25 protein-coding genes are annotated in these 22,468 nt (G+C 73.5%); 8 read left to right on the plus strand and 17 right to left on the minus strand.

Going from position 1 to position 22,468, the window contains the following annotated elements:
- Positions 1-37: 37 nt before the first annotated feature.
- From ACFXDE_RS29315 to ACFXDE_RS29385, 15 genes are all read right to left on the minus strand, one after another.
- Positions 38-1,174 carry a bifunctional DNA primase/polymerase gene (locus ACFXDE_RS29315; RefSeq protein WP_380497691.1) on the minus strand — a complete coding sequence of 379 codons (1,137 nt, stop codon included), beginning with the start codon at positions 1,172-1,174 and terminating at the stop codon, positions 38-40.
- Between the two features lie 7 nt (positions 1,175-1,181).
- Positions 1,182-2,177: a DNA cytosine methyltransferase gene (locus ACFXDE_RS29320; protein WP_380497692.1), complete on the minus strand. Its 996-nt coding sequence runs from the start codon at positions 2,175-2,177 to the stop codon at positions 1,182-1,184.
- A 165-nt stretch (positions 2,178-2,342) separates the two neighbouring features.
- Positions 2,343-2,618 (minus strand): hypothetical protein, encoded by a 276-nt coding sequence (locus tag ACFXDE_RS29325; protein ID WP_380497693.1) that lies wholly within the window; start codon positions 2,616-2,618, stop codon positions 2,343-2,345.
- Between the two features lie 11 nt (positions 2,619-2,629).
- The gene (locus ACFXDE_RS29330) at positions 2,630-2,818 is read right to left on the minus strand and encodes a hypothetical protein (protein WP_380497694.1); all 189 of its coding nucleotides are present in this window, start codon (positions 2,816-2,818) and stop codon (positions 2,630-2,632) included.
- 10 nt (positions 2,819-2,828) lie between these two features.
- A complete protein-coding gene (locus ACFXDE_RS29335; RefSeq protein ID WP_380497695.1) occupies positions 2,829-3,272 on the minus strand; it encodes a hypothetical protein in 444 nt (147 codons plus the stop codon).
- Between the two features lie 39 nt (positions 3,273-3,311).
- Positions 3,312-3,500 (minus strand): hypothetical protein, encoded by a 189-nt coding sequence (locus ACFXDE_RS29340; protein ID WP_380497696.1) that lies wholly within the window; start codon positions 3,498-3,500, stop codon positions 3,312-3,314.
- A gap of 233 nt (positions 3,501-3,733) precedes the next feature.
- Positions 3,734-5,827 (minus strand): hypothetical protein, encoded by a 2,094-nt coding sequence (locus ACFXDE_RS29345; protein WP_380497697.1) that lies wholly within the window; start codon positions 5,825-5,827, stop codon positions 3,734-3,736.
- Between the two features lie 97 nt (positions 5,828-5,924).
- Positions 5,925-7,661 (minus strand): hypothetical protein, encoded by a 1,737-nt coding sequence (locus tag ACFXDE_RS29350; RefSeq protein WP_380497698.1) that lies wholly within the window; start codon positions 7,659-7,661, stop codon positions 5,925-5,927.
- 89 nt (positions 7,662-7,750) lie between these two features.
- Complete coding sequence (locus ACFXDE_RS29355) at positions 7,751-7,999, minus strand: hypothetical protein (protein WP_380497699.1); 249 nt, start codon at positions 7,997-7,999, stop codon at positions 7,751-7,753.
- A 14-nt stretch (positions 8,000-8,013) separates the two neighbouring features.
- A complete protein-coding gene (locus ACFXDE_RS29360) occupies positions 8,014-8,400 on the minus strand; it encodes an ATPase (RefSeq protein WP_380497700.1) in 387 nt (128 codons plus the stop codon).
- Positions 8,401-8,451: 51 nt separating this feature from the next.
- Positions 8,452-8,826: an RRQRL motif-containing zinc-binding protein gene (locus tag ACFXDE_RS29365; protein ID WP_380497701.1), complete on the minus strand. Its 375-nt coding sequence runs from the start codon at positions 8,824-8,826 to the stop codon at positions 8,452-8,454.
- Entirely contained in the window at positions 8,823-9,167 is a 345-nt protein-coding gene (locus ACFXDE_RS29370; protein ID WP_380497702.1) for a hypothetical protein, read from the minus strand. Before ACFXDE_RS29370 ends, ACFXDE_RS29365 begins: the two co-directional genes overlap by 4 nt.
- On the minus strand, positions 9,164-10,675 hold the full coding sequence (locus ACFXDE_RS29375; RefSeq protein WP_380497703.1) for a DUF2637 domain-containing protein: 1,512 nt from the start codon (positions 10,673-10,675) through the stop codon (positions 9,164-9,166). The genes ACFXDE_RS29370 and ACFXDE_RS29375 overlap by 4 nt, the downstream gene beginning before the upstream one ends.
- A 95-nt stretch (positions 10,676-10,770) precedes the next feature.
- Positions 10,771-11,172, minus strand: coding sequence for a WhiB family transcriptional regulator (locus ACFXDE_RS29380; RefSeq protein WP_380497704.1), 402 nt, complete (start codon positions 11,170-11,172; stop codon positions 10,771-10,773).
- Positions 11,172-11,420 carry a hypothetical protein gene (locus ACFXDE_RS29385; protein ID WP_380497705.1) on the minus strand — a complete coding sequence of 83 codons (249 nt, stop codon included), beginning with the start codon at positions 11,418-11,420 and terminating at the stop codon, positions 11,172-11,174. Before ACFXDE_RS29385 ends, ACFXDE_RS29380 begins: the two co-directional genes overlap by 1 nt.
- A 593-nt stretch (positions 11,421-12,013) precedes the next feature.
- On the opposite strand from ACFXDE_RS29385, the gene ACFXDE_RS29390 reads away from it, so the two are divergent.
- The 6 genes from ACFXDE_RS29390 (at position 12,014) to ACFXDE_RS29415 (ending at position 18,285) form a co-directional block, all read left to right on the plus strand.
- Positions 12,014-12,802 (plus strand): GntR family transcriptional regulator, encoded by a 789-nt coding sequence (locus tag ACFXDE_RS29390; RefSeq protein WP_380497707.1) that lies wholly within the window; start codon positions 12,014-12,016, stop codon positions 12,800-12,802.
- A gap of 2 nt (positions 12,803-12,804) precedes the next feature.
- Positions 12,805-13,557 carry a glycosyltransferase gene (locus tag ACFXDE_RS29395; protein WP_380497708.1) on the plus strand — a complete coding sequence of 251 codons (753 nt, stop codon included), beginning with the start codon at positions 12,805-12,807 and terminating at the stop codon, positions 13,555-13,557.
- Positions 13,558-13,834: 277 nt separating this feature from the next.
- Positions 13,835-14,662: a MerR family transcriptional regulator gene (locus tag ACFXDE_RS29400; protein ID WP_380442798.1), complete on the plus strand. Its 828-nt coding sequence runs from the start codon at positions 13,835-13,837 to the stop codon at positions 14,660-14,662.
- Positions 14,663-14,984: 322 nt separating this feature from the next.
- Positions 14,985-16,349, plus strand: coding sequence for an FAD-binding oxidoreductase (locus ACFXDE_RS29405; RefSeq protein ID WP_380497709.1), 1,365 nt, complete (start codon positions 14,985-14,987; stop codon positions 16,347-16,349).
- A 422-nt stretch (positions 16,350-16,771) separates the two neighbouring features.
- Entirely contained in the window at positions 16,772-17,101 is a 330-nt protein-coding gene (locus ACFXDE_RS29410) for a hypothetical protein (protein WP_380442802.1), read from the plus strand.
- A gap of 377 nt (positions 17,102-17,478) precedes the next feature.
- On the plus strand, positions 17,479-18,285 hold the full coding sequence (locus ACFXDE_RS29415; protein WP_380497711.1) for a pyridoxal 5'-phosphate synthase: 807 nt from the start codon (positions 17,479-17,481) through the stop codon (positions 18,283-18,285).
- Between the two features lie 15 nt (positions 18,286-18,300).
- On the opposite strand, the gene ACFXDE_RS29420 is transcribed toward ACFXDE_RS29415, so the two are convergent.
- Entirely contained in the window at positions 18,301-19,368 is a 1,068-nt protein-coding gene (locus tag ACFXDE_RS29420) for a DMT family transporter (protein WP_380497712.1), read from the minus strand.
- 152 nt (positions 19,369-19,520) lie between these two features.
- On the opposite strand from ACFXDE_RS29420, the gene ACFXDE_RS29425 reads away from it, so the two are divergent.
- Positions 19,521-20,393, plus strand: a complete 873-nt coding sequence (locus ACFXDE_RS29425; protein ID WP_380497713.1) for a DUF1906 domain-containing protein — start codon at positions 19,521-19,523, stop codon at positions 20,391-20,393.
- A gap of 18 nt (positions 20,394-20,411) precedes the next feature.
- On the opposite strand, the gene ACFXDE_RS29430 is transcribed toward ACFXDE_RS29425, so the two are convergent.
- A complete protein-coding gene (locus tag ACFXDE_RS29430) occupies positions 20,412-20,603 on the minus strand; it encodes a hypothetical protein (protein WP_380442810.1) in 192 nt (63 codons plus the stop codon).
- Between the two features lie 184 nt (positions 20,604-20,787).
- Here ACFXDE_RS29430 and ACFXDE_RS29435 point away from each other — a divergent pair, with 184 nt between their 5' ends.
- Complete coding sequence (locus tag ACFXDE_RS29435) at positions 20,788-22,449, plus strand: long-chain fatty acid--CoA ligase (protein ID WP_380497714.1); 1,662 nt, start codon at positions 20,788-20,790, stop codon at positions 22,447-22,449.
- Positions 22,450-22,468 lie beyond the last annotated feature (19 nt).

Genomic DNA, 22,468 nt, shown 5'->3' on the forward strand with positions numbered 1-22,468 from the left:
AGCGCTTCTCCGGCCCCGCGCGGCACTTGGTGGGCGGTCAGGCGGCGGGTCGGAGGGTGCCGGCGCCTCGGGCGAGGCCGCGGCGGATGGTGTGCTCGCACTCGGTTCGGCTCAGGCCGGTGGCCATCCCGGCGTCGAGCAAGGTGTCGAAGGCGAGGGCTTCATCGAGGACGCCGGTGGGCAGGTGGCGGCCGAGGGCGGCGGCGGAGGCGAACAGCCGCTTGGCCCGGCCCGGGTACTGCTGGGCGCGCACGGTGTCGGCCTCGCGGTCGAGGGCCGCTTGGACGTAGGCGTCCTGCTTGTGGATCCGCTCGCGCAGCGCGGTCGTGTCCACGATCGGCGTGGCCGGGGCGGGCGGTGGGGTGAGCAGGGCGAGCAGTTCGGGCGGGCAGGGGGCGATCGTGGTGGGGTCGGTGCCGGGCGCGAAGCCGTAGCGGCCGGCGGTGCCGAGGGAGCCGGGGCCGACGAGGTAGCCGGCCGGGCCGCGCACGTCGATCCCCGGAGCGACCATGTGGGCGGAGTTGGGGAAGACGGCGTCGGACGGGGCGGCCACCCACAGGTGCAGGCCCCCGGTGGGGGTGGCGACGGTGGCCGTGGTCGGGACGGTGAAGCCGTGTTCGGCGGCGAGGCGGTCGAGGTCGGCGACGCCGTCGAGGCCGTTCTTCCGGTCGAGGTCGAGGCCGATGAGGTGGTGCGGTGCCCGGCCGCAGGCGATGCCGTAGCCGGTGGCCCACCCGGCGGCGCCGAACATGGCGTCGATCCTGTTGTGGTCGGTGGTGGCGTCGTGGACGCCGTGGCCGAACTGGCCGCAGGCGGCGCGGCACTGGTCGCGCCCGGGGCCGGGCGGGTGCGGGGAGGGGATCGCAGGCTTCTTGGAGCGGGCGAGGGGGAAGACGTGCAGGCCGCGTTCGGCGGCGAAGTGCGCGGCGGAGTAGGCGCGGTCCCAGTCAGTCAAGGACTCCTCCTGAGCGGGTGGTTGGGCCAGCAGCCCGTCCGCCGCGGTGGCGGCCGGTGCGGGCGGGTCGCTGGCGGGGTTGTGCTGCTGCTCGGCGCAGACCTTGTGCGAGGGCCGGCGCTGGGCGTCGCGCAGCGGTGTGGGGCGGCCGCACCAGCGGCATGGGCGGTCACCGGTGCGGTCGAAGTGGCGGGCGTCGTGCCAGTCCAGGGCGAACACGGCACGTCTAGCCGCCGAGGGCGGCGGCGAGCAGGGCGGCGCCGAGGCGGGGCGGGACGGCGTTGCCGATCTGCTGGCCGATGTCCCGCCCGGACCACGGGTGGTCGACGGGGAAGGACTGCAACGCACCCGCTTCGGCCCACGTGAAGCGGGATTCGGTGCCGTCGTCGGCGAGTACGCGAACGCGGGAGACCTTGCCGGTGACGGTGGCGGACGGTTCGCCGCTGGTGCGCCGCCCCCTCGCCTTGGGGTCACCGCCGGTGCCGTAGTTGGAGAGGGCAGTGAAGCCGCCGCGTTCGGGCAGGACGTCGCCCATCGTGGTCCACGGCAGCAGGCCCGGGTCACCTGCGGTGCGGGGCACGCCCTTGGTGTAGGGCCGGTGGGTGGGGCCGGGCAGGGCGGCGGTGCCGGTGCGGCGGGCGATGAGGACGGCCCGCCGGCGGACCTGCGGGACGCCGTACTGCTCGGCTGACACCTTGCCCGCGACGGCGCTGTAGCCCTCGGCCCGCAGGATCGCTGCGTAGGTCTGCCAGACCGGCAGGACCGCGGGGACCTGTTCCAGGACGATCGCCTCGAACGGTCGCCCGGCGTCGAGCGCGTCGAGAGCCCATCGGAGCGGTTCCAGGACGAGGCGGATGAGGTCGTCCACCTCAGTGTGGCCGTGGCGGGCGACGTGCCGTCGTTCGGCGAGTCGGTGGGCGAGGGCGACGATGTCGCCCAGGGCCCGGCGTCCGGTTCCGGTGCCAGCCGCGGAGAAGGGCTGGCAGGGCGGCCCGCCGAGCAGCAGATCGGCGCCCGGGAAGTCGCCGGGGCCGTGGTGGCGGACGTCGTCCTCGATCGTGGACAGCCCGGCGGCGCGGCGGGTGGCGCACGCGTCCGGGCTCGTCTCGATCCCGGTCACGTGGACGCCCAATTCACGGGCGGGAAGGTCGAGTCCACCGACGCCGGCGAACAGGTCGACGGCCAGGCGGGCGGTTGGTGTCGTGTGGTTGAGAGAGGGCATGCTGATCCCGTCTCGTTGCAGGGACGCACGGCCCCGCAGCCACCGGCTCTCTGCCAAGAAAACCCGGTTGCTGTGGGGCTTCGTGCTGCGTGGGCGCGGCCTGTCCGGCCCCCGCACCGCCCGTCGGCCGCCGCTGGGCGGGTGACGGGCGGCACTCGGGTCCGGCTAGAACGGCGGCTCGGTGGAGTAGACGGGCTCGGTCCAGCCGAGCCAGCGGCGGGCGGCCCAGCGCGGGACGGGCAGCACTCGGAGGGCGAGGGCCGGGTTCCAGCAGGTGCAGTGGAAGTGCTCGGTGCCGGCGTATTCGCCGGTGTTGTAGTCGCCGTAGTCCTCCGTCCAGCCGCCGCGGCCCTGGCAGTCGGGGCACTTGGGAGCGGGGGCGTCGGTCAGCCAGACGGCCGGGCGCGGCCAGTCGACGTACTGAAGACGCAGGTGGGCCATGGTCTCTCCAATCACGGGGTGGCGGGCCGCGGCTCGACCTTGGCCGGCGGCGCCAGGTTGGTGATGGCGTCGGCGATGGCGAGCAGGGCGAGCAGGTGGGCGTGGTCGGCGGGCGGCAGGTCGCCGTACTTCGCGTAGACCTGGGCGAGGTCGTAGTTCGTGGCGTTGAGCAGGCTGGCGGGGTCGTACGGGTTGGTCACGGCGGTCCGTTCAGCGGTTGTGGTTGGAGACGGTGACGTTGACGTTCACGGCGCCCTGCCCGCCTCCGCCGCTGGTGACGCCGCGGAGTTTGGCGACGCAGTAGGTTCCGGCGCCGATGGCGACGAGGCCGCCGAGGCTTCCGGCGGCGGCGGACAGGGCTTGGGCGGCGTAGCCGATACCGAGGCCTGCGGCGCCGAGGCCGATTCCTCCGGCGGCGAGGCGGGCGGGCCACAGGTCGCGTGCCGGAGCCGGCGGCGCGACCGGGGCGGGGGCCGGTATGACGACGGTGGGCTGTTGCGGCATCGGCGGGTGGGCGTAGAGGAGCGGGGCCGGGTGCGGGGTGGGGGGCTGGTAGAGGGCGGGCGGTGCGGTGAGGGGGGCGGTGGCGTAGAGGGGTTGGCCCTCGGCCGTGTAGAGCACCGGGGCGGGCTGCGGGTACGGGGTGTGGTCCACGGTGCTGCTCCTGTCGGGGCGGTGGGCGAGGGGCGGGGGTCAGTGGCCGGAGACGATCCTGGTGACGGCGGCGAGGGCGGTGTTGACCGGTTCGGCGATGCCGGTGGAGGCGAGGGTGAAGCCGCTCAGCCAGAGCACGAGGGCGGTGGGCAGGGAGACGCGTCGGCCGCGGATGAGGACGGCGGAGAGGATCGCGAACAGGGCGGTGATGCTGAGCGAGACGATCACGGCAGGGCCTCTTCCGGTGGGCGGGTGTCGGGTGTGGAGCGGCCCGCCCGGACGGGTCCCGGGCGGGCCGTGGTGCCTGTCATCCGGGGTGTCATCCGGCCTGTCTGTCACCTGTCGCCTGTCACCTGTCTGTCACCTGTAATCCGCAGGTCACAGAGGGGGTGACAGCCGTCGGCGGGCCCGAGAGGCACCCCTTGCGGGATGGGCGACAGGTGACAGACAGGCGGCCAGGGTCAGGCGTCGGGGGCGTGGTCGCGGTGAACGTAGCGGGTCTTGCTGCCTTCGCCGATCCGGACCGCGTCGCCGCTCTCGACCCAGGCCTTGAGCCAGCCCTGGAGGACCGGGCGGCGGGTGCCGTAGGTGTCCTTCAGAGCCCGCTCCATGGCGCTCGCGCCGGTGCCCTCCGGGCCGGCCTCGCGCAGCAGCCCGAGCGCGGCGTCTTTCGCGCCCGGGGGCTCGGGCGCGTTGTCCTTGCGGCCGGTGGACCAGGTCGACGGGTCGGCCCAGTCGGTACCGGCCGGGGTGACGACGGGCTCGACCGCGGAGGGCAAGCGCCAGATCGACTCCAGATCGTCGAGCGGCGCCTCGGCGGGCTTGTCCCATCCGGCGGTGGCCTTCCACCCGCCCGCCGGCGCGGCGGTCGTACCGCCGATGGCCGGGGCCGCGGGGGCGACGGGTCCGGCGGGGGTTGTGACGGGCTCGGCGTTTGCCCACAGGTGGCCGCAGCGCTCCAGGAGCCAGCGGTCGGTGTAGTCGGTGCCGGCCGCTTCGAGCGAGGGGGCGTCGAGGGCGGGGCGGCGGCGGGCGGTGAGGGCGGTGATCTCCTCGATCACATCGGGCTTGATGCGGGACTGCCGGGCCTTGGCGGGCTGCTTGCCCTCCGTGCCGACCAGCACCGACCCCTTCCCCGAGAAGCTGTCCTCGGCCCGCAGGGCCCGCCACCCGAACAGGTGGCCAAGCTCCGAGTCCTCCAGGGCGCCGGTGGCGAGCCGGTTGGAGGCCATCTTGCGCACCAACGGGTCGGGCATGACGTCCTGGGTGACGCGCAGGACCGAGATGACGGCGCGGATCGCCATGGCGCGGGCGATGCGCACGACTTCGGAGACGCCAGCGAGCACGGCGCGGGCCTCGCGGGTGGCGGCGACCTCGGCGCCCTCGTCCATGATGATGACGATCTCGGGGACCGTCGGGCCGACAGGCAGCTTGTCGTCGTTGGCGTCGCGCATCGCGTCCTGGTAGGCCACCTTGCGGGCCTTGGCGATGCGGACGGCGGCGGCGAGCATGCGCTTGGCCTCCTCCACGGTGGAGGCGACCCAGTCGACACCGGGCACGGGGATGTCTGCGTCGGCCCAGCGCGAGCCCTCGCGGCCGAGCTGGGCGTCACGCCAGGCGTTGAGCCAGGGCAGGCCGATGGAGCCGCCGTTGAGGTCGATCACCCACACCAGCGTGTCGTTCGTCTGGTCGAGCCGGGCGATCAGGGTGTGGAGCCAGTTGGTCTTGCCGCTGCCGGTGGGGCCGGTGACGATCGTGGAGGCCTGGCGCAGGTCCATCTCGGCCCGCGCGCCGTCGGAGAGCAGGGCGACCGGGATGGGGTTGTTGACGGTGGTGGTCGACTCGATCTCCTCGACGGAGAAGAGGAGTTCATCAGCGAGGACCTTCGTGGTGACCTGGATGAGCACGCGCCGGCGGGAGATCCCGGGCATGACCTGCAGGCCGCAGCCGTCGGGCAGATCCAGGTCCGAACCAAGGCCCTCGGCACGGTCGGTGATGGCGCGTCGGGTGGTGCCGCCCTCGGGGAGTTCGATCTCCAGGGTGTAGCCGGCGCCGGACGGCCAGTGCTCGACACCGAGCACGGTCACCTCGACCGAGCAGACGCGGCGGATGCGGTCGGTCCACTCGGCGGCGAGCTGGCGGCGGGCGCCGATGAGCAGCAGGTGCGCGCGCTTGGCCTGCTCGACTTCCTCGTGGGCGGCGAACGCGGCGCCGAGGGTGCCGGCGGCGATCCCGGCGACGGCCAGCGTGCCGATCTCGGGCCACTGCCAGGGGCCGCCGTGGGCGAGGGCCCAGGACGACCAGCCGCCGGCGGCCATCCAGCAGGCGCCGCGGAAGGTGATTGTCGCGACGGTCAGGCGCCGACGCAGGCCCGCGGCGAGGGTGCCGAGGGCCCCGGCGGCTCCTGCCGCGAGGGCCCAGGTGGCGGGCATGTCGGCGGAGTGGCCCAGCGCGGTGACGGTGAGGGCCCCGGCCGTGCCGTTCAGGGTGCCGGACAGCAGGCCGTGACCGGCCGTCCAGTCGATCAGAGGCGGGTTCTTGGTGGTCTTGGTCATGGCGGTGGCGTCTCCAGCCGGATGCGGGCCGGGCCGTCCACAGGGTGTGGACGGCCCGGAAGGGGGTGTGGGTGCTGGGGGTTGAGGCGCTGAGCGGTCAGACGTTCCACTTCCGCTCGGCCTCCAGGCCGTTGCGCGGGTTCTCGTGGCGCTCCAGGTCCTCGGCGTGGGCCTGGCGGAACGTGGGCCCGACCTCTTCGAGGGCGTGGACGACGCGGCCCATGGCCTGGTAGCCCTGGCTGATCTCCTCGACGACCGACGGGTCGAGCGGCAGACGCTCGGCGGCGAGCTCCGCCAGGACCCGGAGGACTTCCTGGATGGTGGCGTAGGCGACGGGCAGGTCGTCGGCGAACGCCCCGAACTCGATCATCGTCTCGGGGTCGAAGGTGGTCGCGGCCTGGAGCAGGACGTCCGCGGCGGAGGTGAGGTTGAACGTGGAGGCGGTGCCGTCCAGGGGCGTCGTCACGGTGGCGTTCTCCTTGGTGGTGGGCTTGCCGAGGGTGATCGGGTCGGGGGCCGCGTGGCCGAGGCAGGGGACGTAGGGGACGGGGAGGCCGCGCCTGTCGATGGTCCACGCGCCGACACCTTCGAATCCGGCCGTGGCCGGGGCCGGGGCGGGACGGCCGGGCACGTTGACGGTCTCGGCCGGAACGGGCACGGCTGCCGGCCCGGCGGCGGTGGCGTCCGCGTCGGCGGGGTTGGGGGTGCCGAGGATCGCGGCGTCCCGGGCCTCGCGGACGGCGCGGGCGCGGGCCGTGAGGCGCTGCCAGGTGCGGCGCATGTGGCCAGCCACCCGGCCGCGGTGGCGCCAGTTGCCCACGACGGCCGAGGCGAGACCCACGAGGCCGGTCGCGGCGGCCACCCCGGCCATGCGGGCCCGGTGGCGCCTGGCGGAGCGGCGAAGTGCCGTCGCCTGCACCGGCGACACCCCCGAACCCGTCCGGGCGGCGGGCCCGTTCGGGCGGGCGCCGGCGCCGGTGGCGGGGTCGATCCCGGCGGCCCGTTCGGCCTTGGCCTGGCCCTTGGCGACTCGGCGGGCGGTGCGCTCGGCGACCCGGGCGAGCCGCTGCTGGTCCCGCGCGGCCCGCCGGCCGTCCTGTGCTCCGCCCGTCCAGGCGTCGCCGCCCGGCAGACGGGAGGCGGCCCGGGCCAGGGTGTGTGCGGCTGCGGAGGAGCGGTGCCGCAGCCCGCCCCCGCCGCGGCTGGCCGGGCGCCCGTCCCTGCTCTGGCCCGGGATCGTGTCGGCGGCCCGCGCGGCGGCGGACCCGCCGCCTCGGGTGGTGCGGGGGATGGTTCCGGCCGTTCGCGCCATGGCGCTCGGTCCCTTCGGGTCTGCGGTGCGCGGAGCGTGGACGGCGGCGGGCCCGGGGCGGTAACCCGGCGACGGGGAAGTCGAGTTGGCGCCCGTGGTGCGGTGGCCGGCGGGCTGCCGGTGCTGCCCGGGCGAGTAGGCGCCGCCCGCGTGCCGGGCGGGGCCACGGTGCGGGGCCGGGGCGAGTCCGCCCGCGGCCGAGCGGGCCGCGGCGGTCTGGCGGCGGGGTGCCGGGCGCGGGGTGGTGGTGCGGCGGTTGCGGGCCCGGCGGACGAGACCGCCGACCACGGCGACACCACCGGCCGCGCCAGCGACGGCGAGCGGGGCGGGGCCGCCGAGCGAGAGGGCGCCGGCGCCGAGGCCGCCGAGGGCGTTGGCGACGGCCACTGCCAGCGGCACCCCGGGCACCGCGCCCGGCGGCGCTGCGGGCGCGGGCTTGGAGCTGTCGGCGGGGGCGGGGGGTGGCTGGTTCGCGGGGGCGGGGACGACCTCGACCAGCGTCGGGGCAGGAGGTTCGGTCATGATGGGCGCTCCGGTTCTCTGCGGAGGGCGGAAGGCCCGGAACCGCTCTTGCTGGCGAGCTTCCGGCGGTTCCGGGCCGTGATGGCTGGTCAGAGCCGGTTCGGCTCCAGGGAGAAGAACAGGACGTTGGCACCGGCCATGTGCGGGTGCTGCTCGGCGACCCAGGCCCGGATCTCCTGGTAGGCGTCCTGGCGGGTGGTGCCGGGCTGGGCGGCGTAGACGCCGTCGACAGTGACCGTCGCCAGGCCGCCCGCGGCGGGGCGCTGGAGCGTGATCACCCAGGCGTGAGTGGCCTCCACCGGCACGGGGTGGAGAACGGTGGCCGTAGCGGTCGTCATGTGTGGGCGCTCCTTCAGCGGTTGACGACCGGCTTAGCCAGGTCGCGGTGGGTGAGGTGGACGGGCACGCCGGTCTTGCCGACGCGCTTGGCGAGGACGCGGGCCACCGTGGCCGCCCTGTGGCGACCGCCGGCGCACCCGACGGCGATGGTGAGCGGCCCGTCCTGGGGTCCGAAGTCGTACGCGTCGACGACCGCGGCGGCGCCGGCGATGAGCTCCTGAATGCCGGGGGTGGCCAGGACGGCGGCGCGGACCGGCAGGTCCTCGGCGGTCATGTAGCGCAGGGCGGGGTTGACGTCGGGGTCGTTGAAGTGGAGGCGCAGGTCCAGCGTCAGGTGCGCGGGCGGCGGGGCGTCGTGCAGGTAGCCGAAGCTGACGATGCTGATGTCGGTCACGGACATGACAGGGGTCTCCTTGCTCAGGTGGCGGCGGAGCATGTCAGGGAGGGGGTTTCAGGCGGCGATCGGCAGGCCGTCGGCGCAGGGCAGGCAGGTGCCGAGGTGCGCGGGGAGCACGTAGCCAGCGTCCGTGCCGCAGGTGGGGCAGGTGCGGCGGGCGGCGTTGGCCTTGGCGAGGGCGGCGGCCTTCGCGGGGGTCATCGGCCGCACGGGCTTGGCCCGGTCGAGCCGGTAGAGGTAGGCGGGGCGGGTCCCGCCGAAGCGGGAGCGCCACATGACCTGCGCGGCGACGTCCTGCCCACCGGGCCGCAGGCCCCGGGCGCGGAGCTGACGGCGGGTGAAGAGGCCACGCGGAGCCATCCGCCACGGGTAGGTCGGGGTGCCGCCGTGGCGCGAGCCGTCCGGGTCCCAGTGACGCGGGCGGCTCACTGGTCGTCGCCCGGGTCGAGCGTGAAGAAGCCGGACAGGCTGACCGGGATACCGGCGTGCATGCCGGTGACGGTCAGCCAACTGGTCTCGCCGCGCTGCTTGAGCTCGACGCCGGCGGGGTCGAGGCCGAGCGCCTGGCGCCACTGCTCGAAGTAGTCGACGCCGTCGTGCAGGGAGATACTCAGCCCCCACACGAAGGTGTAGGTGCCGGGCACGATCTGGAGTTCCAGCTGCACGGCCGGGGCGCGCAGGTGCGCGTGGGCGGTGAGCAGGGACATCAGGGTTCCGGCCGCCTTGATCTGATCGGCGGCGGTGTCGGGGGCCTCGGTGACGGTGTTCACGAGAGCGTCCTTCCGGGGTTGTAGCCGGTGGCGAGCAGGTCGGCGGCCTCGGCGCGGCGGCCGGAGGCGGTGGCGATGGACACGCCGAGGGCCTCCGAGATGGCCTTGAGGCTCACGGCCTCCGGGTCGCCGTTGGCGTCGGCGGCGAGGATCATCCGGGCGACGCGGCGGGTGGCGCGGGCGGCGGGGGTCAGGCCGGCCTCGTCGTCCGCTTCAACCGCGCGCAGCTCCGCTTCAGCCACGTGCCGGCGGGCTTCAGCGGCACGCAGCCGGGCGGCCTCGGTGGCCTCTTCGGTGTCGACCTGGGCGCGCTTGGCGGCGGCCGTGTCGCGCTCGGCTTCGGCCGCGCGGCGGCCCGCTTCAGCGGCAGCCTCCTGCGCTTCGGCCGCGGCCTTGGCTGCTTCAGCCGCACTCAGACGCGCGGCCTGGGCGGCCTGCTCGTCCTCGGCGCGGGCCCGCTCGACAGCGGCGGCCTCGCGGTCCGTTTCAGCCGCACGGCGCCGCGTTTCAGCGGCAGCCTGCTCTGTTTCAGCGGCGGCCCGGTCGGTTTCAGCGGCACGCTGGCGGGCCTCGGCGGCGTCCTGTTCGGCGGCGGCGGCCCTCAGCTCCTCCTCGGCCTGGTCGAGCCGCTCGGCAGCCTCGGCCTCGCGGCCGGCGGCCACGGTCCGGGCGTGGGCGTGGGCCTTGGCGGTGGCGGTCTCGGCGCCGACTTCGTACCCGGCGGCCTCCACCCGGCCGGCCGTGCGCAGGCTGGAGATCTGGACCTCGGCGGCGCGGGCCTCGGCCCGGACGGTGGCCTCGGCCTCGAACGCGGCCTCGCGCTCGGCCCGCAGCCGGGCCCGCTCGTCGGCCTCCATCGGCAGGGCCAGGGACTCGTCCACGCTCAGCCCGAACCGCTCCATGGTGAGAGGAAGTAGCAGGTCAGAGGGGATCTTCTCCGGGTTCTTGCCGTGGTCGCGCTCCAGCATCACCCGGTAGACCAGGCGCTCGCGCTCCAGCTCGACCGCGCGGTCGTAGGAGGCGATGCCGTTCAGGCGCATCCGCCGGTACATCCTGAAGGACGGCCACGGGGCGAGGATCCAGCGGTGCAGCGGCACCCCGTCGCGCTGGTGGCCGGCCTCGATCCGGGTGATCCGGATGACCAGGCGCCGCCCGGCCTCCACCACCGCCACGAACATGACCGGGATGACCGCGTGCATCGCGGTGCCGGTCGGATCGGCCAGCAGCGGCCCGGCCGAGGCGGCGTTGAAATAGATCGTCGCGACGGTGAAACCGTGGGCCAGCAGCCGCAGCATCGGCCACGGGGTGCCCTTGCGGATCAGGTGCAGGTCCATCGCCAGCAGGGCCACGATCCCGGCGTCCACACCGACCGGGAACGCGTAGCTGAAAGGCCCGAAGCCATGCCTGAAACCAAGGTCCCGCAGCGCCGCGTAGGAGCCGCTGAAGCCGATGCCGGCGAGCGCCGCACCGCCGACGGCGGCCAGGATCGTCAGCCCGAGCATCAGCATGCCCGGGGCCGTCGTCTTCGTGGTTGAAGCGGCGGGCCGCGTCGTTGAAGTGGGCGTGGCCGGGGTTGAAACGGCCGTCGGGGCGATCATCGTCGTCACGCGGCACCCCCGGCGGCGCGCCGCTCGCGGGCGGCGATCTTCAGGCGGCGCTCGTGCAGCGAGGCGCGCTCGCGGGCGTTCAGCCCGCCGAGGATCCCGTGCTTCTCGTGGCGCTTGAGCGCGAGCTCCAGGCACATCGTGCGGACCGGGCAGCCGGCGCAGATCATCCGCGCTCGGCGCTCGGCCCACTCGGCCTTCGCGGCGATGTCCTCCGTGACCTCGACGTCCTCGTCCTGCTCCGGGTAGAACAAGTCGGTGTCCAGGCCGGCGCAGGCGGCGCCGCGCAGGTCCCCGCCGTCGTCCGGGCGCACCTCGGTGAGCACGGTGGCGGCCGGACGGGCAGTCAGGTGCGGGGTGCGGGTCGCCGCACCGCTGAGCAGGCTGTGGAGCTGTGCCATCACGCCGCCGCCTTCCAGGTCAGCACCCGGCGGCGCTCGGCCGTACGCATCAACCCGGACGCGAACCGGGCAGCCGGCCTGTCCAGGTCCCGCAGGATCTCCCGGGCGACATCGAGCCGGGCCCGGCGGTCCTCGGCGGACTCACCCTCGACCCCGGCGAACAGCTCGGCGTCGATGCCGAAGCCGAAGGCGAGTTCCCTGAACTCGTCCGGCGTCAGCGCGTCCTGGCCTGCGACAATCAGTTTCATGGGTCGTGTTCCTTCACTCGGACGGCCCTGAGCGGCCCCGGTGCACCACCACCGGGGCCGCAGCCGTGTAGGGATCGGACACCGACGAGCGTCCGCGGAAGCCCGACGTACCGCCGCCGAAACGGCAGGACGCCGGGCACCGTGAGCGCTGGTCGAAGCCTCACCGGCCGTTGGCGCGGCGAGGCGACCTATGTCTCGCGCGGTCGATCGTTTTCACGGGACACCTCCTCTGGTCGAGCGGGTAAAGGACACGCACTGCAAGGGGGGCCACGCCCCCACCCTCCGGCCGTTGCTCGCGGTCGCCGGGCCACCTCGCCAGTCAGGGCCGGACCTTGCCGAACCCCTGTCCCCTGGCCTTTGCGGAGATTGCAGCGTCCTCCGCCTCAGCTCACGTGCACCCGGCCAGAGGGCTGTTACGCCGCCCAGGCAGGGCATTTGTGCAGGTCAAGCAAGCCCTAAAGACATCTTGAGGTCTTGTCCTCAAGTCCTCTTTAGGAGCTGCGAATGACTATGACGGGTTCTCAGGAAGTCGTCAACTCCTCTTGAGGACTTATCCTTGGCGAGTCACGCACTGAGGGACGGCGGAGGCCACCATGGCGAAGAAGTACGAGCGCATCGCAGACGCGCTGCGGGAAGAGATCCGCGCAGGTCAGCGCAAGCCTGGTGACAGGCTTCCGGCCGAGACGGCCCTAGCGGAGCAGTACGGAACGAGCGTGCCGACCCTGCGGCAGGCAGTCGGCGTTTTGGAGGCCGAAGGCCTAGTCGAGAAGCGGCATGGTCGGGGGACGTTCGTTCGGAAGGAGCCGACCAAGGTCGTCCGGGACGGAGCTCGTCACCAGTGGGAGAAAGACCGCGCCCGCCAGCCTGAATCCGTGCGTATCACGACCGGCGCGACCGAGCGCGACACCGGTTTGACCATTGGTGATTTGGTCTTCGAAGCCAAGTACGCGCAAGTGTCGGCGTCAGGGGAGCTTGCGAAGGAGTTCGGCGTGCCGGAGGGCACGACTCTGCTTCGTCGGACTTACCGAACCCGGAACCGGGAGGAGCTGGCCCCGCTCAACCGTGCGGAGTCCTACCTGGTGCTCGACATGATTGCCGGCAACCCTGACCTGCTGCGTGACGACCAAGAGCCTTGGCCTGGAGGTACTCAAAACCAGCTCTGGACGGTCGGAATCGAGCTGGACCGGATCGTAGAGACGTTCCGGGCTCGGCCGCCCACGCCCGAAGAAGTCGAGGACCTGGACCTGTCGGCGGGCGTGTCGGTGTTCATCTGCCGAAAGATCAGCATCGACATCAACGACCGGGTGGTTGAGGTGTCGGACGTTGTCCTTCCGGGTGACCGGACTGAGCTGGTCTTCACGAGCAAGCTGACAAGGTGGTGAGCATGACCAACATCGTTTCCGTCATCACGGCGGTGCACGGCCCGTCGGCATCATTCCTGGGCGATGCCTACAAGTCGCTCGTCGACCAGCAGCTTCCCGAGGGATGGGGCTGGCAGTGGGTCATCCAGGAGGACGGAGAGACGGGCGATGTGGCGCCGCACGTTCCCGACGACTCCCGGATCAGCTTCGGCCAGGGGCGCCACGGGCGCGCAGGTGTTGCCCGAACTCTGGCCTTGTCGCGAGCCGAGGGCGAGTACGTGAAGGTCCTGGACGCCGACGACATGCTGACTCCGGGCACGCTGGCCCGGGATCTGGTGGCGCTCAAGACCCCTGGCATCTGCTGGAGCACATCGCGGGTGCTCGATCTCCTGCCCGACGGCTCCACAGTCGGTTTCGATCAGGACCCGCCTGAAGGCCCGATCGACCGTGGCGCCGTGCTTGAGCACTGGCGAGCCAACGACTTCCGAGCTCAGGTGCACCCGGCAACGCTCTGCGTCCGGCGAGACTTGCTCCTGGCACTTGGCGGCTGGATGGCGCTTCCTGCGTCCGAGGACACAGGCCTGCTGCTCGCCCTGAACGCGGTGAGCCGTGGATGGTTCAGTGCCGATACGGGCTTGCTGTACCGCAAGTGGCCGGGGCAGAGCACCAGCCAGGCGGCGCACGTGCACGAGGGTGAGCGGTCGGCGCGCATGGCTGTGGTCGAGGCGCGGGCACTGGCGCTCGCCGCGTTCGACGGGTGGCGCGTCGACAGCTAAGCCCGATCTTGGGCCAGATGTGGGCCACGACTCGACGTCGAGACCGCTGATGCGGTGTCTCCCCTGCTCAGAGTCGGTGCAGGAATCTCCACGAAGTTGTTCTTGAAAACTGTCGTGGCGTGACCCGTCACCGTGGGTTCGAATCCCACGCTCTCCGCCGGTAGGGGAAAACACCTGCTCAGGGCGGGTGCCGACATCGAGTCGGCACCCGCCTTCGCGTTTTGCGGGCAGCGGGGCTTGACCCTGACACCGTGGGAGGCCGTGCACTGGGAGCACCATGTTGAACATCGGAGACTTCGCCAGGCACGGCCGGGTGTCGGTGCGGATGCTGCGCCACTACGACGCCATCGGACTGCTGCACCCCGCCCGGGTGGACCCGGTCAGCGGCTACCGCTTCTACCAGGCGGCCCAACTCGCCCGGCTCAACCGGGTGATCGCGCTCAAGGAGCTGGGCTTCACGCTCCAGCAGGTGCGGGCCGTCCTGGACGAGGAGGTGGACGCGGCCGAACTGCGCGGGATGCTGCGGCTGCGGCGCGCCGAACTGGCCGAGGCGATCGCGGCGGACACGCGGCGACTGGCCCGGGTGCGGGCGAGACTCCGGACGATCGAGAGCGAGGGGACCATGTCCACGCACGATGTCGTGGTGAAGCCGGTGCCGTCCGTCCGGGCGGCCGAACTGAGCGCGGTGGCGGCGAGCTACCAGCCGGAGGACATCGGACCGGTGATCGGCCCGCTGTTCGCCGAGCTGTGCCGCCGGCTGGCGGCGGCGGGGGTGGCCGAGACCGGCCCGGCCGTGGCCCGCTACGAGGAGGCCCCGGAGGGCGGCGGGGCGGTGCTGGTCCGCGCCGCGGTCCCGGTCGGGCCGGGGGTGCGGGCGGGGGAGCACGACTTCGACGTGGTCGACCTGCCCGCGCTCGACCACGCGGCGACGGTCGTCCACCGCGGGTCGATGGACGACGCGGTGGGCGCCTTCCAGGAGCTGGCCCACTTCATCGAGGCCAACGGCTACCGCTCCACCGGCTACGCCCGCGAGCTCTACCTGGAGTGCCCGGACGACCCGGCCCACTGGGTGACCGAACTCCAGGAACCCGTCGAGCCGCAGTAACCCGCGACGCAGGCCCCGTCGGCCCCACCCGCCGGGGCCTGCACGGCCCTCCGCCCCCCACCCTGCGCCGCAGGGCCCACCCGCCGGGGCCTGCACGGCCCTCCGCCCCACGTCCTGCCCGCTCCCCGGCGGAGCCGTCCCCCCACCTCCTGCCACGCAGGGCCCACTTGCCGGGGCGCCTGTACGGCCCTCCGCCTCCTTCCCCCTGCCCGCTCCCCGGCGGAGCCGTTCCCCACCTCCTGCCACGCAGGGCCCACTTGCCGGGGCTTCGCCCGGCGGGCAGAGTGCGGGGGACGACTGCGGGCGGTGAGCGGAGGCGGCGATGGGTGATCTGACGGATCGGCTGGCGCAGGGGCTCCCGCCCGGGGCGGTCGTCGTGGACGAGGACGTCCTGGACGCCTACCGCCACGACATGGCGGGGTTCTGCGCCGCCGGGACGCCCGCCGTCGTCGTGTTCCCGGAGACCGTCGAGCAGGTGCAGCACGTCCTGCGGACCGCCACCGACCTGCGCGTCCCGGTGGTGCCGCAGGGCGCGCGGACCGGGCTCTCCGGTGCCGCGAACGCCGTCGACGGCTGCGTCCTGCTGTCCCTGGTGAAGCTGAACCGCATCCTGGAGATCGACCCGGTGAACCGGATCGCGGTCGTCGAGCCGGGCGTGGTCAACGCCGAACTCTCCCGCGCCGTCGCCGACTTGGGCCTGTCCTACCCGCCGGACCCGTCCAGCTGGGAGTCCTGCACGATCGGCGGCAACATCGGCACCGGCGCCGGCGGCCTGTGCTGCGTGAAGTACGGGGTCACCAGCGAGTACGTGCTCGGGCTGGACGTCGTGCTCGCGGACGGGCGCCTGTTGTCCACCGGCCGCCGGACGGCCAAGGGCGTGGCCGGGTACGACCTGACCCGGCTGCTGGTCGGTTCGGAGGGCACGCTGGGCGTGGTGGTCCGGGCGGTGCTGTCGCTGCGGCCCGCCCCGCCGCCGCAGCTGGCACTGGCGGCGGAGTTCCCGAGCGCGGACGCCGCCGGGGCCGCGGTCTGCGCGGTGATGGCGGGCGGTCTGACCCCGTCGCTGATGGAGCTGATGGACGCGGTCAGCGTGCGGGCGGTCAACGAGATGGGGCGGATGGGCCTGCCGGCGTCCACCCAGGCGCTGCTGCTGGTGGCCTTCGACGGGCCGGACCGGGCCGCCGAGCTGGCGCGGGTGGCCGAGCTGTGCCGGTCGGCGGGGGCGACGGAGGTCGTGCCGGCCGAGGACGAGGCGGAGTCCGAGCTGCTGCTGGCGGCCCGGCGGCTGGCGCTCCCTGCCCTGGACCGGCTGGGGACCACGATGATCGACGACGTGGCGGTGCCGCGTTCGCGGCTGGCCGAGATGCTGAACGGTGTCGCGGCGATCGCCGAGCGGCACGCGCTGACCATCGGCGTGGTGAGCCACGCGGGGGACGGCAACACCCATCCGATCGTCATCTTCGACGCCTCGGACGAGGAGGAGACGGCACGGGCGCAGCGCTCCTTCGACGAGATCATGGCGCTCGGTCTGGAGCTGGGCGGCACGATCACCGGCGAGCACGGGGTCGGGCTGCTCAAGCGGGACTGGCTGGCGCGCGAGCTGGGGCCGGTGGCGCTGGACCTGCAGCGGCAGCTGAAGGCGGTCTTCGATCCGCTGGGAATCCTCAATCCGGGCAAGATGGTCTGATCTTCCGACGGTCGCAGCATCATTCCTGAATGATGGTCTTCATAAGTCGCCGATTGTCGACATGGTCGGGTCGTCGAACTTTTCGGGGGCGTGTCTCCCCTTGCTGCGCGCCCAGGGTGGTGTGGTGATTTTTCCGTGCGCTCCTTCGCGCGGCCTCGCGCGGGGTCGGGTAGGGCTTCACAGGGCGTCCGTTCGGATGAAATCCCAGCTCAGGACAGGTGTGTCGAAGCGCTGTCCCGCTGTCGTGCCGTTATGCGGGGCCTTGGTGGATATCACGCTAACGGGCGAAAACTGCTCCGTCAGGTGGTGCTTTGTCGATTTGTTGCGGAAGTCTGTCTCTCGGCGTCGCAGCCCGCAGGTGTTCGTCTGGCCGGCGAACTCCCGCACACATTGCACGATTTACCGTTTTCTTGGAGGTTCTCATGGTTCGCATCCACACCCGTCGGGTGGCCGGTTTCCTGGTCGCCGCTCCGCTCGCGGCCGGTCTGCTGCTCGCTGGTGCCGGTGCTGCGGCGGCCGACAACGGTGCGATGGCGGGCGCCGGTTCCAACGCCGGCGTCGTCTCCAACACCGGCACCGGGAACGTCTTCGGCGGTGTCGACGGCAACTACGTCTCCACCCAGCAGACCGCCACGGGTTCCGGCGCCTCGAACCAGAACAACACCCTCGCCGCGAAGGACAACGCGGGCACCATCCTGGCCGACCAGTCCAACAAGAACGTCAACATCGTCTTCGCGCCGATCCTCCACTGATCCGGGCGCACTCCACCGTCGGCGGGGGCGCCGGAGGTGGGTGGCCGCGGGTGAGCTGAGCACCCGCGGCGGGGCTCGGAACGGTCGCGATCGATGCGACGAGCGCATGACCGGCCAGCGGAAAGGGTCGCCGCGAACCGGCCTCGTGGGCGGTGCCGTCACCGGCACCGCCCACGCGTGCGTCCGGGGCCGGGGCCGCCCGAACGGCTCCGGGGACCGCCGCCGTCAACCGTCCGGGTGCGTACAGCCAGGGCCCGCGCCCGGAGTCGTCCGACGGCGGCGGTACGGTTGCGCCCGACAGCACACCGCGCGCGCCCGGGTCCAGGAAGGCCCGGCCGGCCGCGGCGGCGGACGCGGCGACCGGAAGGAAGGGCGCGATGGCAGCGGAGGAGGAGGGCCTGACCGGCCCGGGCGAGGCCGGGTCCGCACCCGGCCCGGACCCGAGGTCCGAGTCGCGGCCCGAGTCGCGGGACGAGCACCGCGATGAGCACCGGGACGAGCCCCGGCCGGAGCCGAGGTCCGTGCCCGAGCTGCTGCTCGGCCGTCCGCCGATGGCCCGGCCGCTGCCGACCTTCGACGCCGAGGCCGCGCCCGCCGAGCCCGGCCCGCTGTTCGCGGACTGGCTCACCACCGCCCTGGACGCCGGCGTGCTCGACCCGCAGGTGGTCACCCTCTCCACGGTCGACGCCGACGGCCTGCCGGACGCCCGGGTGCTGGTGCTGCGCGACGTCGACGCGAGCGGCACCGGCTGGGTGTTCTCGGCCGCCGCCGACAGCCCGAAGGGCCGTCATCTCGCCGACCACCCGGCCGCCGCGCTGACCGTCTACTGGCCGCAGCTGGGCCGGCAGGTCCGGGTCCGCGGCACCGTCGAGCGGGCCGCCGACCTGGTGGCGGCCGCCGAGTTCGCCACCCGCTCCCCGGCCGCCCGGGTGGGCGCGCTGGTCGGGCGCCAGAGCGAGCCGCTGGCCTCGCTGGAGGAGTACGACGAGGCCGTCGCGGTCGCCCGGCGCCGCCTGGAGGCCACGCCGGACGCCGTCGCGGCCGGCCACGCCGTCTACACGCTCTGGGCGCACGAGGTCGAGTACTGGCAGGGCGACGCCGAGCGCCGCCACATCCGCCTCCGCTACACCCGCACCGGCCCGGTGCGCACCCCCGAGTGGTCCCGCACGCTGCTCTGGCCCTGAGACCTCCTCAGGAGTTCACCTGCGCCCGGTCAGCGTCGCGCCGACGCTGGCCGCCACCACGCAGCCGATCCCGGCCAGCTGGGGCACGCCCAGCAGCTGGCCCAGCACCACGAGGCCGACCAGCGCGCTGACCGCCGGCTCCAGGCTGACCAGCACGCTGAACACCCGCTGCGGCATCCGCCGCAGCGCGGTCATCTCCAGCGCGTAGGGGATCACCGGCAGCAGGAGCGACACTCCGGCGACCGAGGCGAGCAGCACCACCGGCGAGGCGTCCGGCGCGGTCAGTCCGTGCCACGCCTCGCCGAGGCCGAACGGCGCCAGCGTGATCGCGCCGACCGTCATCGACACGGCGAGGCCTTGGAAGCCCTGGAACGCGGCGCCGACCTTGTCGGTGAACAGGATGTACAGCGCGTAGCAGGCGGCCGCGCCGAACGCGAAGAGCAGGCCGACCGGGTCCAGCGAGCCGCCGCCGTCGCCCTCGCCGAGCAGGGTCAGCAGGGCGACTCCGGCCGCCGCGAGCAGCGCCCACAGCAGGTGGCTCGCCCGCCGGGCGAAGACCAGGGCGACCGCGAGCGGGCCGAGGAACTCGATGGTCGCCGCGGTGCCCATCGGCAGCCGGTCGACCGCCCCGGCGAACAGGAAGGTCATCCCGGCCGAGGCCATCCCGAGCAGGGCCGCCGCGGCGAGGTCGCGCGGGCGCTTGTCGCGCAGCTTCGGCCGGGTGACGGCGAGCAGGATGACCGCCGCGAAGCCGAGCCGGAGGAAGGTCGTGCCGCTGACCCCGAGCGGGCCGAAGAGCGGCTTGGAGAGCGCGATCCCGGTCTGCACGAGGAACATCGCGGTCAGACACAGAAGCGGCGCCGGGATGCTCTCCGGGCGCCGCAGGAACTTGGGGAGCCGGCCGGTGGGCCGGCCGGGCCGGAGATCGGGTGGTGCCGCGGGGCCGGGCGCCTCGCCTCGTCGCCGGCTGCCGCGCTCGCCGGCGGGCTCGCCCTTGGGGGCGGGCGGCATGGCAAGGGCCTCGGCGACGGCCGTGGTGGCCGGCGTCGGGGCGGCGGTTTCGCCGGGCATGGAGGTGGGCATGGTGACGAGTTTGCCGTAAGGAGTGCAGAACGGGCAAGCTCGTTACAAAATTCGGGACGGAAGCGGACGGGTGCGCCCGAAAGGGTGGGCGCGGGCGGGCCGCGCGGCGTGGTTGACGCGTTCATCCGATGGTCCGTCAGTATCACGGATTGATGCGCTATCTCCGCCCCACGGCCCTCGTCGCCGCCGCCCTCGTGCTCCTGCTGGCCATCGACGGAACCGGCGCGAGCGCCGAGGCCACCGCCCCGGCCGCCGTCGCCCTCCCCACCATCCGACCGCTCGCGCTGCCCGACCGCGCGGGCCCGCCCAAAACCCGCGGCGCCTTCAGCGGCCTCGCCTTCGACGTCTGCACCGCGCCCCCGCTGTCCACCATGCAGACGTGGTGGGACAACTCCTCGTACAGCGCGATCGGCATCTACACCAGCGGGTCCCAGCGCGCCTGCTCCCAGCCCCGGTTGACCGCCGACTGGGTCAGCCAGGCCCGGGGGATGGGCTGGCGGTTCCTGCCGGTGCACGCCGGGTCCCAGGCGCCGTGCCTCGACCCCGCGCGCAAGCCGCTGCGGATCGACCCGGCGCACGCGGCCGACCAGGGCCGCTCCGAGGCCGACGAGGCGGTCGGCGGGCTGCAGGCGCTCGGCTTCGGCCCGGGCAACCCGGTCTACATGGACATGGAGGCGTACCCGAGGAACGACTCCGCCTGCGCCCAGGCCGTCGTCGACTTCGCCCTCGGCTGGACCCAGCGGCTGCACGAGCTCGGCTACACCTCCGGGTTCTACTCCAGCTTCAGCTCCGGCATCGCCGACCTGTCCGCCGCGGCCTGGGCCCACAGCTCCCCGCTGCCGGACGCCGTCTGGTACGCCAAGTGGGACGGCCACGCCGACACCAACGCGCCCGCCCCGCTCGGCAATGACCTGTGGGTCTACCACCAGCGGGCCCACCAGTACCAGGGCAACGTCAAGGACACCCACGGCGGCGTCACCCTCACCGTCGACCGCGACTACGTCGACGGTCCCGCGGCGGGCTGAGCGGCCGGCCGGGGCCCGTCAGCCGCCGAACGGCAGCCAGCCCCGGCCGAGGCAGTCCCCGCAGGTCTCGGTGATGTACCCGGTCCCCGTCCGGTCGGCCCGCACGCCCAGCCGCGCCCGCGTCCGCACCCCGCCCGAGCAGTTCGGGCACGGCACCCGGAACCGCACCGGCTCCCACCCCACCTGCGGGCCGTCCTGGCTCTCGTCCATGGCGTCCAGTATCACGTGCGGCCGGCGCGCCCCGCGGTCCCGTGCCCGGTCCGTGATCCGTGCAACGGGGTCGGGATGCTGACAGCGGCCGGACGGAACGGCACAATCGGGCACGTCCGCGCCCATTACCGCCCGGTAGGTGCCGCAGGCGCACCCGCCGGTGCCGCCAGGTCAAGGAGGACCCGTGTTCAGCACGATGCAGGACGTACCGCTCACCGTCGCGAGGATCCTGGAGCACGGGTCCACGATCCACGCCCGGTCGACCGTCACCACGTGGGACGGCACCGGACCGGTCGTCCGGACGTACGCCGAGGTCGGGGCGCGGGCCGCCCGGCTCGCCCACGCGCTGCGCGACGAACTCGGGGTCACCGGCGACGACCGCGTCGGCACGCTGATGTGGAACAACGCCGAGCACCTGGAGGCCTACCTCGCCGTCCCCGCCATGGGGGCCGTGCTGCACACGCTGAACCTGCGCCTGCCCGCCGGACAGCTGTCGTTCATCGTCAACCACGCCGCCGACCGCGTGGTCATCGTCAACGGCACCGTCCTTCCGCTGCTCGCCGCCGTCCTGCCGGAGCTCGCCCCGACGCTCAGGCACATCGTGGTGAGCGGCCCCGGCGACCGCTCGGTGCTGGCCGGCTTCGCCGGCACCGTCCACGACTACGAGGACCTGATCGCCGACCGGCCCACCGCCTACCCGTGGAGCACCGAGATCGACGAGCGGCAGGCCGCCGTGCTCTGCTACACCTCCGGCACCACCGGCGACCCGAAGGGCGTGCTCTACAGCCACCGCTCGGTCTACCTGCACTGCCTCCAGGTGAACACCGGCGACAACTTCGCCTTCACCCCGCGCGACACCGCGCTGCCGGTCGTCCCGATGTTCCACGTCAACGCGTGGGGCATCCCGCACGCCGCCTTCATGTCCGGCGCCAACCTGCTCATGCCGGATCGTTTCCTCCAGCCCAAGCCGATGGCCGAGATGATCGCCGCCGTCCGACCCACCGTCAGCGCCGCCGTCCCCACCATCTGGAGCGGCCTGCTGGACGAGCTGGACGCCGGCGACTACGACACCTCCAGCCTGCGCATGGTGGTCATCGGCGGCAGCGCCTGCCCGCCGTCGCTGATGAAGGGCTTCGAGGAGCGCCACGGCATCAGCGTCATCCACGCCTGGGGCATGACCGAGACCTCGCCGCTCGGCTCCTTCGCCCAGCCGCCCGGCGGCCTCACCCCCGAGGAGGAGTGGCCCTACCGGATCACCCAGGGCATCTTCCCGGCCTCCGTCGAGGCCCGGCTGATCGGCCCGGGCGGCGAGCGGATGCCCCACGACGGCGTCGCGGCGGGCGAGTTGGAGGTGCGCGGCCCCTGGATCGCCGGCGCGTACTACGGCGGCGCCGGACAGGACCCGCTCCGCCCGGACGACAAGTTCTCCGAGGACGGCTGGCTGCGCACCGGCGACGTCGGCACCATCACCGCCGACGGCTACCTGACCCTCACCGACCGCGCCAAGGACGTCATCAAGTCCGGCGGCGAGTGGATCTCCTCGGTCGACCTGGAGAACCAGCTGATGGCCCACCCCGAGGTGGCCGAGGCCGCCGTGGTCGCCGTCCCGGACGAGAAGTGGGGCGAGCGCCCGCTGGCCACCGTCGTGCTGCGCCCGGGCGCCACGGCCGGGCTGCCCGAACTGCGGGCCTTCCTGGCCGGGCGGATCGCCTCCTGGCAGCTGCCGGAGCGCTGGTCGATCGTCGAGTCGGTGCCGAAGACCTCGGTCGGCAAGTTCGACAAGAAGGTGATCCGGGCCAGCTACGCGGCGGACGAACTGGACGTCACGGTGCTCGGCAAGGAGTGACCGCGGTACGGCGGAGGGC

It is taken from the genome of Kitasatospora sp. NPDC059408, from assembly GCF_042751525.1.
Lineage (GTDB): Bacteria > Actinomycetota > Actinomycetes > Streptomycetales > Streptomycetaceae > Kitasatospora.

Bases quoted from the DNA above. Each gene is read 5' to 3' on its own strand.
- ACFXDE_RS29375 (WP_380497703.1), bottom strand. From the start codon at position 10,675: ATGCTGATGCTCGGGCTGACGATCCTGGCCGCCGTCGGCGGTGCGGCG.
- ACFXDE_RS29425 (WP_380497713.1), top strand. From the start codon at position 19,521: ATGCGCTATCTCCGCCCCACGGCCCTCGTCGCCGCCGCCCTCGTGCTC.
- ACFXDE_RS29345 (WP_380497697.1), bottom strand. From the start codon at position 5,827: ATGACCAAGACCACCAAGAACCCGCCTCTGATCGACTGGACGGCCGGT.
- ACFXDE_RS29430 (WP_380442810.1), bottom strand. From the start codon at position 20,603: ATGGACGAGAGCCAGGACGGCCCGCAGGTGGGGTGGGAGCCGGTGCGG.
- ACFXDE_RS29360 (WP_380497700.1), bottom strand. From the start codon at position 8,400: ATGTCCGTGACCGACATCAGCATCGTCAGCTTCGGCTACCTGCACGAC.
- ACFXDE_RS29395 (WP_380497708.1), top strand. From the start codon at position 12,805: ATGACCAACATCGTTTCCGTCATCACGGCGGTGCACGGCCCGTCGGCA.
- ACFXDE_RS29320 (WP_380497692.1), bottom strand. From the start codon at position 2,177: ATGCCCTCTCTCAACCACACGACACCAACCGCCCGCCTGGCCGTCGAC.
- ACFXDE_RS29355 (WP_380497699.1), bottom strand. From the start codon at position 7,999: ATGACGACCGCTACGGCCACCGTTCTCCACCCCGTGCCGGTGGAGGCC.
- ACFXDE_RS29350 (WP_380497698.1), bottom strand. From the start codon at position 7,661: ATGACCGAACCTCCTGCCCCGACGCTGGTCGAGGTCGTCCCCGCCCCC.
- ACFXDE_RS29390 (WP_380497707.1), top strand. From the start codon at position 12,014: ATGGCGAAGAAGTACGAGCGCATCGCAGACGCGCTGCGGGAAGAGATC.
- ACFXDE_RS29415 (WP_380497711.1), top strand. From the start codon at position 17,479: ATGGCAGCGGAGGAGGAGGGCCTGACCGGCCCGGGCGAGGCCGGGTCC.
- ACFXDE_RS29405 (WP_380497709.1), top strand. From the start codon at position 14,985: ATGGGTGATCTGACGGATCGGCTGGCGCAGGGGCTCCCGCCCGGGGCG.
- ACFXDE_RS29325 (WP_380497693.1), bottom strand. From the start codon at position 2,618: ATGGCCCACCTGCGTCTTCAGTACGTCGACTGGCCGCGCCCGGCCGTC.
- ACFXDE_RS29400 (WP_380442798.1), top strand. From the start codon at position 13,835: ATGTTGAACATCGGAGACTTCGCCAGGCACGGCCGGGTGTCGGTGCGG.
- ACFXDE_RS29410 (WP_380442802.1), top strand. From the start codon at position 16,772: ATGGTTCGCATCCACACCCGTCGGGTGGCCGGTTTCCTGGTCGCCGCT.
- ACFXDE_RS29385 (WP_380497705.1), bottom strand. From the start codon at position 11,420: ATGAAACTGATTGTCGCAGGCCAGGACGCGCTGACGCCGGACGAGTTC.
- ACFXDE_RS29380 (WP_380497704.1), bottom strand. From the start codon at position 11,172: ATGGCACAGCTCCACAGCCTGCTCAGCGGTGCGGCGACCCGCACCCCG.
- ACFXDE_RS29420 (WP_380497712.1), bottom strand. From the start codon at position 19,368: ATGCCCACCTCCATGCCCGGCGAAACCGCCGCCCCGACGCCGGCCACC.